Origin of the sequence: uncultured Gimesia sp. (assembly GCF_937919775.1) — a bacterium.
Taxonomy (GTDB): Bacteria; Planctomycetota; Planctomycetia; order Planctomycetales; family Planctomycetaceae; genus Gimesia.
This window is the reverse complement of the sequence record NZ_CALFPF010000033.1, coordinates 1-7,231: the sequence shown is the minus strand read 5'-3', so window position 1 is coordinate 7,231 and position 7,231 is coordinate 1. Positions and strand designations below refer to the sequence as shown.

The window sequence follows — 7,231 nt, the reverse complement described above, 5'->3', positions numbered from 1 at the left end:
CGCTCACATCAGGGATAGATTCATGCCGTTAAAAACGGGTACCGTCGAAGAGCCAAAGCTCGATTTAACACCAATGATTGATATTGTATTTTTGCTGATCATTTTTTTTATGGTCGGTACACAATTTACGGAGATGGAACGTCAATACGATATCAAACTGCCAACTGTGACAGACGCGAAACCATTAACAAATCTGCCCGATGACATAATTGTGAATGTTCAACAAGACGGAGAAATCTCTGTAAATGGTGAAAAGAAAAGTCTGCCAGAGTTAGAAAAGACTTTAGAAGTGGCAAGACAAAATTTTCCAGGTCAGTCGGTTGTGATCAGAGGTGATTCAACAGGTCCTTATCAGAACGTGATGAATATTTTGGAGATTTGTCATCGTGCCAAAATACGTTCAGTCTCTTTAGCCAATCGTTTGAGAGACGAATAAGTACCATGAATAATCGAATTCATAACCTGATCGAGCAAATCCTGGCTGGTCGAGATATTTCGTTTGACCAGATACTATGGGGTGTATTAATCTTAGCGGCGATTTTCGCGTCAATTCATCTCTTATCGATGCTGGTGACTCGCTGGGGAGATCGAAACGCTTCGTCAAAAGCGCTCCTCTTTTCCATTATAGTTCATCTGTCATTATCTTTGGGTGCCGTAACATTCTGGCCTGACTACGCACCAAAATCATTAGCCGAAACGCAACCGGATCAAGAACAAATTGAAATCAAACAAATTCTGGCCGAGAGCACTGAAACTATTGAAAATAAACAGACCGGAAACACACCTGTTTGGGAAAAGCTGACCAATCCTGAAAAACAGGCATTGTCCCGTATTGATTTAACCAGACCGGAATTTACCCCGTTGGCGGCCCCTCCGGAAAAAGAAAAACCTCCGGAAATCTCCGAAATGCCCATGCCGGATATCGTGTCGAAAACTGATCTGCCGATTACCCCCTCTAAAGTGAATATTCAAAGTGTGAGCCAAAAGCGAATTCAGTCCCAAGCACCTCTTGAGATTACCGACACTACCGCTGAATCACGTGCTGAAATGTCTGTTCCCTCGACATCAAATCTCCGAAGTAAAATGATTCGTACAGGGCAAACAGACCAGAATATTGAACGGCAATCAACTCTCGGCGGCATTGATCGAATCCAACCTAATTTTAGCAACGAACAGAAAATGCTCGCCCTGAATGCACAATCCGATCCTAAATCTACCTTGGAACGCAATGCGCGGGACAATCTGATTCGAAACAGGACAGGCCCTGCACCCTCAAACCTCAAAATAGACTCAACAGGAGTTGAGGCGGGAACCCCGACTCCTGAAAATACAAACATGGCTCCTACTGAGCCTCGTTTTACCAGAAGAAAGTCCCGCTCAATGCAGTCTGTATCGGAGGGGGCGATCCAGCGCTCTTCACCAGAAACACCGGCAGGAAAAGCAAACCCGAATTCCGAACGTTTATTAGCGGAGCGAAGTACGCTGCCACTCACTATCAATCGGGAAGGGCCTCAACCTGATGCATTTCGGCCTAATTTTGATGCCGTTTCAAATCGTACTAAAGCTAATATCCCGGCAACATATCGATTAAGAAATCTGTCAAAACGTAAAGAAATTGCCCAACGTTTTGGTGGCACAGAAGAATCTGAAAGAGCAGTCGAATCGAGTTTGAAATGGCTGGCAACTCACCAGGAACAAGCCGGCTTCTGGGATGCGGATCGATTTGGTGCCGGAAAAGTCAGAATTGACGAACAGGGAATTGATCGGCGTAATGCCGGCGCTCAGGCTGATGCAGGTTTGACAGCCTTGTCAATTCTGGCTTTCCTGGGTGCAGGTTATACTCAGGATGAGGGACAATATTCTGACAACTTGAATCGTGCCATCCGATGGATGATTGATCAACAAAGACCCAATGGATTCCTCGGAGGTGAAGCAACCCATTATGCCCGTATGTATTCACATGCAATGGCTACTTACTCCCTGGCTGAAGCCTATGGACTTCAAAACGATCCCAAATCGAATCCAAAGCTCCGCGAAGCGATTGCACGCGCTGTCTCTTACATTGTAGAAAATCAAAACCCCTACGATGGTGGCTGGCGGTACGTCAAAGGCCAGAAAAGTGATATGAGTATGTTTGGCTGGCAGTTGATGGCTCTTAAAAGTGCAGAGATTGCAGGAATCCCGATACCATCAGATACCAAACAATTAATGGTCAAATTTTTAAAAGAGAGAAGCCTTGGAAAAGAGAATGGCTTAGCGACCTATCGCATGGTCGAACCGTCAACTCCTCCGACGCCTGCAATGACTGCTGAATCATTATTCTGTAAGCAAATGCTGGGCATCAGAAGAGATAATCCATCCTGCAGGGAAGCGATTCAGTTTATCGCAGAACGTCCTCCGCGCCTCTCAGAATATAACCTCTATTACTGGTATTATGGAACACTGGCCATGTATCAATATGGAGGTAATCCATGGAGAGAATGGAATGAAGACTTGCGTGAGTTATTGATTTCGGAACAGGTGACGCACGGCGAAAATGCAGGTAGCTGGGACCCGCGCCCGCCGTGGGGACCATATGGAGGGCGCCTGTACTCGACCACATTAAGCACGCTCTGCCTGGAAGTTTATTATCGGTTTTTACCACTCTATCAAATGGGAGGCCGATACGATGATGAATCCGCACAGGACTAAAACAAAAACCATTTCTACGCAGACTTTGAGCTAATTGATTCGTGTTCTCATTAATGCTTCACTACTCAGTGCAGTAGAGTCTCATTTCTCAAAGATTTAAATAGTTCCCTGAATTTAATACTGCCTACAATTCGTCTCTGTTCCGAAGAAAGAATCGACCGATGAATGCTTCGACGAAAGCATATGAAGAGTTACTCATACGACTTAAAAACACCGCTTTATTAGCTTCCTGCTCAGCAGTTCTGGAATGGGATGAGCAAACTTATCTTCCTCCTGAAGGGGCAGAACATCGCGCTAATCAGCTGGCTTTGCTGGCAGGCATGGTGCATGAGCAAGCCACAAATCCTGAGATCGGTAACCTGCTTCTTGAACTGGAATCGAACTCTTCCTCTATTGATGACGTATTCGAACAGGCGAATATCAGAGAAGCCCGTCATGAGTATGACCGAGCTACCAAACTTCCTCGACGGTTGGTCGAAGAACTTTCGAGGGTAGCCACGCTTTCACATCACGCCTGGGTACAAGCAAGAAAAAATAATCGGTTTAAAGATTTTTTACCCTGGTTAGAACAAATGATAGACCTCAAACGCGAACAAGCTTCCGCGACAGGCTATCAGGGGAAAAATGCCTATGATGCGTTGCTCGATGAATATGAGCCAGGAGCAACGTCTGAAATGATTGAACAGGCCTTTATTCCCCTGCGAAATGAACTTGTCTCTTTAGTTTCAGCGATCAAAAATTCGGGAGTCACACCTGACACATCCATCCTGACAAGAAAGTACCCTGTCGAAAAGCAACGTGAGTTCAGCGTGTCCGCCGCAGAAGCAATTGGCTTTCGGTTTGACGCTGGGCGTTTGGATATTGCAGCCCACCCATTCTGCAGTGGGATCGGACCAGGCGATTGTCGATTAACAACACGTTATGACGAACATCATTTTCCCGGCGCTTTCTTTGGAACCCTTCATGAAGCAGGACACGGGATTTATGAACAAGGACTTTGCAAAGAACATTTTGGGACCCCCTTAGGCAGTTCCACTTCTCTTGGAATTCATGAATCGCAGTCTAGAATGTGGGAGAATCTGGTTGGCCGAAGTCACGCTTTCTGGGATTATTTTTATCGACCTGCTCAAAAGCTGTTCCCGGAAGCACTAGGTAATGTCGATCAGGGAGCCTTTTATCGGGCAATCAATGATGTCCGCCCTTCATTTATTCGTGTAGAAGCAGATGAAGTCACTTATAACTTGCATATCATGTTGCGTTTTGAGTTAGAAAAAGCATTGATTTCAGGAGACCTGAAACCGGCTGATCTGGAAGCTGCCTGGAACGAAATATTCTTCGAATATTTTGGAATTACTCCTGATACTTCTGCCAATGGATGCTTGCAGGATGTTCATTGGAGTGCCGGATTGATTGGTTATTTTCCCACTTATGCTCTGGGAAATATGTACGCCGCTCAATTTTTCATCGCGGCAGAGAAAGAGTTGGGAGACCTCAGCCAACTCATCGCGAGAGGAGAGTTTGTCCCGTTAAAAGAATGGTTGAACCAAAACATTCACCAGCGAGGTAAGTTATTTCGAGCAAATCGCCTGGTTGAAGTTGTCGCTGGAGAATCTCTCTCCCACGAACCTTTAATTGCTCAGTTACAAAACAAGTACAGTGAACTCTACAACTTATAATGATTCCTCTGAAACAAACCTCTTTGCAGAAAGAGCGATAATGGCCAATAAAAGTATTAAACAGGATTTCCTACTGGCTCTTGCGCTCGTCGTTGCCGGAGCGGTTATTTTTTCCGCATGGTTTGGCTTTGGTTTGCCCGCCCCACAACAAACGACAGGGGGCCGCGCGTTTCTGAAGGTTGGGGAGACCGCCCCTTCCATCCAGGCAGCTGGCTGGGTAAATGGCGATCCATTGCAGGAACACGATTTAGCTGGGAAAGTAATCGTTGTTGATGCCTGGGCAACCTGGTGTGGGCCCTGCCGCCAGCAAGCCCCCCACATCGTCAAGACGTACCAGAAATTCAAGGATCAGAATGTAGCCTTTATTGGACTCACATCAGATGGCGAGGAATTGCTTCCCGAAATTCGACAATGGTTGAAAGAAACGGGTATCACCTGGCCAAACGGATATGGAGCCATCGATTCACTCATCGCTTTCAAAGCAGAAACAATTCCTCAAGTCTGGGTAATCGGCACTGATGGGAAAGTGGTCTGGAACGTAGATTCGGAACCAACAGAGTCCTTAGAGCAAGGTATCAGCCGGGCTTTGAGCCAGGCTCATTAAAAACATTCTTTGAGAATCAACCACCAAATTGATAATCTTTATTCATGATGAATAAATTATCTCAGGACTAACAGGGAATCATTATGAGCCAGCAGTTCGTTGTCCAGACTGTGAATGGTATCAACATGAGAGTTTTCATGGATGGTTCGGGGTCTCCCCTGCTCTTTGTACATGGATTTCCGTTAAACCACCAGATGTGGCAGACACAGATTGAATGGTTCAAAAAAAAGTTTACGGTACTCGCCCCGGATTTACGCGGTTTCGGCGCTTCCGATATCACTCGGGGGACTGTTACCATGGAGCAACATGCCAATGATCTGAACTCGCTCTTAAATGAATTGAAGATAGAAGAACCAGTCATATTTTGTGGCCTCTCGATGGGAGGATATATCGCCTGGGAATTCTGGAATCAATTTCCGCAACGCTTGCGCGCGTTCATTCTTTGTAACACACGTTCGCAGTCAGATTCAGTAGAAGGTATCAACAATCGGTTGAAAATGGTTGATCTTGTCTTGAAACACGGGCCGGAATCGATTTCATCTTCTATGATTCCAAATCTCATCAGCGAAGCCTCTCAACAAAATCAACCTGAAATTGCCAAAAGCCTGATCGAGATGATCGAATCGACGAACCGTGAAGGAATTGCCGCCAGCCAGCGCGGCATGGCAGTACGAAAAGATTACTCCGATAGATTAACCGATATCAAAGTACCCACATTATTGATTGTCGGAAGTGAAGATCAATTAACACCGCCAGAAGTTATGAAAAACATGTCTGCTCAAATACCTCACGTAAAATATATCGAAGTACCGGATGCCGGTCATATGTCACCAATGGAAGCCCCCGATTTTGTCAATCAGGCAATGGAAGAATTTTTAGCTTCCTGCTAATATTAGACTCAAAAACAAAGGAAGCTTTACGCTTCGACTTAACCGAATTGCCTCACAGAAATTTTTGTCATTTTTCATCGTTCCTGCTCGCGGATGAACGGTAAATTCTAATTACGATAAGGAACGATTATGGCCAAAAACCACTCCAAACTTTTTCTGGATATTGTTGATGATGCAAAGTCACGTGTTCTTGAATGTACGGTGCATGATGTCAAAACACGTCGAGAACAAGGAGAAGAATTTCACCTGATTGATGTCAGAGAAGACCACGAATTTAGTGCGGGGAGAATTCCCGGGGCAAAACACCTCAGCAAGGGAATTATTGAACGAGATGTGGAAGCGTTGATTCCGGACACGTCTACGCTTTTAATACTTTATTGTGGCGGCGGATTTCGTTCAGCTTTGGCAGCAGACAATCTGCAAAAAATGGGTTACACACAGGTCATCTCGATGGACGGAGGATTCAGTGGCTGGAAAGCCGCTGGCTATGAAGTTGAAACCGAGGCTTGAGTTTTCCTCATCAGATCCGACGCCATCACTTACCAGAAATTACATTCTGTTTTTCGCTGAGAGTCCCAAAAGAAAAGGGACAGTGTTTCATGGAACACCGTCCCTTTTCGTTTTGAATTTTTGGAAATATCCCTATCCACCCAACTCCCAGTTATAGCTGCTTAATTCCATCACGAGGAATATAATACCTAGAATCAAGGCCATTAAAGACACAAAAAGCAGTCCTACATAAATATTGGGGCCACCCGACTCTCCTGCGGCAGCTTTTCCCTTGGTTTTAGAGCTTCGAGTTGACATGGTCACCTTTCTCAATCACACCATTCTTGGCGGCGTCAATAACTGTCCCAACAGCTTTATCAGGATCTACATATACAAGTTCAATCTTTCCCAGATATTTTGGACGATTCCCATTCTCTTTAGTCCCAAAGCGATAAACGTACAATTGATGCCCTTTGCTGAGCCCGTCATCACTTCCCAGAGAAACTTCTACAAATTTTGTTCCATTCTGCTTATCTTTTTTCGTATTGATAATCAAACCTTCCACAGCTGGTGGCGGTGATTGCATACCGGCAATAGCCGGATCTTTGGGATCGACTCCGAGATTAGCGACGATCTTATTTAAATATTGAAGCTCATCGAGAACTTTATTGTGTTTGGCAACCAGATTTTTTTCCCGAATGGATTGAGTAAAAATAGTGTCTTCCAGATTTTTGATCTTCGCCCTTAAATCATTTACCGTATCGTGGAGTGTTTTATTCACAACACGTTGACGGTCTGACTCCTGACGTCGGAACTTTGCTTCTTCGCCAGTCGTTTCTGCCTGGGCTACCGAGGTGTCTCGTTCGGCTCGTACCGTTTCC

At 45.2% G+C, this 7,231-nt stretch carries 7 protein-coding genes; 6 read left to right on the top strand and 1 reads right to left on the bottom strand.

Features of this window, described 5'->3' with window-relative positions:
- The 6 genes from Q0294_RS00895 to Q0294_RS00870 form a co-directional block, all read left to right on the top strand.
- The coding region (locus Q0294_RS00895; protein ID WP_299459773.1) for a biopolymer transporter ExbD at positions 1–436 on the top strand (436 nt) is incomplete at its 5' end.
- Positions 437–441: 5 nt separating this feature from the next.
- Positions 442–2,691, top strand: coding sequence for a prenyltransferase/squalene oxidase repeat-containing protein (locus Q0294_RS00890; RefSeq protein ID WP_299459770.1), 2,250 nt, complete (start codon positions 442–444; stop codon positions 2,689–2,691).
- Between the two features lie 161 nt (positions 2,692–2,852).
- On the top strand, positions 2,853–4,367 hold the full coding sequence (locus Q0294_RS00885; RefSeq protein WP_299459767.1) for a carboxypeptidase M32: 1,515 nt from the start codon (positions 2,853–2,855) through the stop codon (positions 4,365–4,367).
- 40 nt (positions 4,368–4,407) lie between these two features.
- On the top strand, positions 4,408–4,971 hold the full coding sequence (locus tag Q0294_RS00880; RefSeq protein WP_299459764.1) for a TlpA disulfide reductase family protein: 564 nt from the start codon (positions 4,408–4,410) through the stop codon (positions 4,969–4,971).
- A gap of 83 nt (positions 4,972–5,054) precedes the next feature.
- Entirely contained in the window at positions 5,055–5,861 is an 807-nt protein-coding gene (locus Q0294_RS00875) for an alpha/beta fold hydrolase (protein ID WP_366917890.1), read from the top strand.
- 129 nt (positions 5,862–5,990) lie between these two features.
- Complete coding sequence (locus Q0294_RS00870; protein WP_299459761.1) at positions 5,991–6,371, top strand: rhodanese-like domain-containing protein; 381 nt, start codon at positions 5,991–5,993, stop codon at positions 6,369–6,371.
- Between the two features lie 277 nt (positions 6,372–6,648).
- Here the strand turns inward: Q0294_RS00870 and Q0294_RS00865 are convergent.
- Positions 6,649–7,231: hypothetical protein (locus Q0294_RS00865; RefSeq protein ID WP_299459758.1), on the bottom strand; the 583-nt coding region annotated here is incomplete at its 5' end.

Excerpts from the sequence above, each read along its gene's own strand:
- Q0294_RS00890 (WP_299459770.1), top strand. The coding sequence starts at position 442 with ATGAATAATCGAATTCATAACCTGATCGAGCAAATCCTGGCTGGTCGA.
- Q0294_RS00885 (WP_299459767.1), top strand. The coding sequence starts at position 2,853 with ATGAATGCTTCGACGAAAGCATATGAAGAGTTACTCATACGACTTAAA.
- Q0294_RS00880 (WP_299459764.1), top strand. The coding sequence starts at position 4,408 with ATGGCCAATAAAAGTATTAAACAGGATTTCCTACTGGCTCTTGCGCTC.
- Q0294_RS00875 (WP_366917890.1), top strand. The coding sequence starts at position 5,055 with ATGAGCCAGCAGTTCGTTGTCCAGACTGTGAATGGTATCAACATGAGA.
- Q0294_RS00870 (WP_299459761.1), top strand. The coding sequence starts at position 5,991 with ATGGCCAAAAACCACTCCAAACTTTTTCTGGATATTGTTGATGATGCA.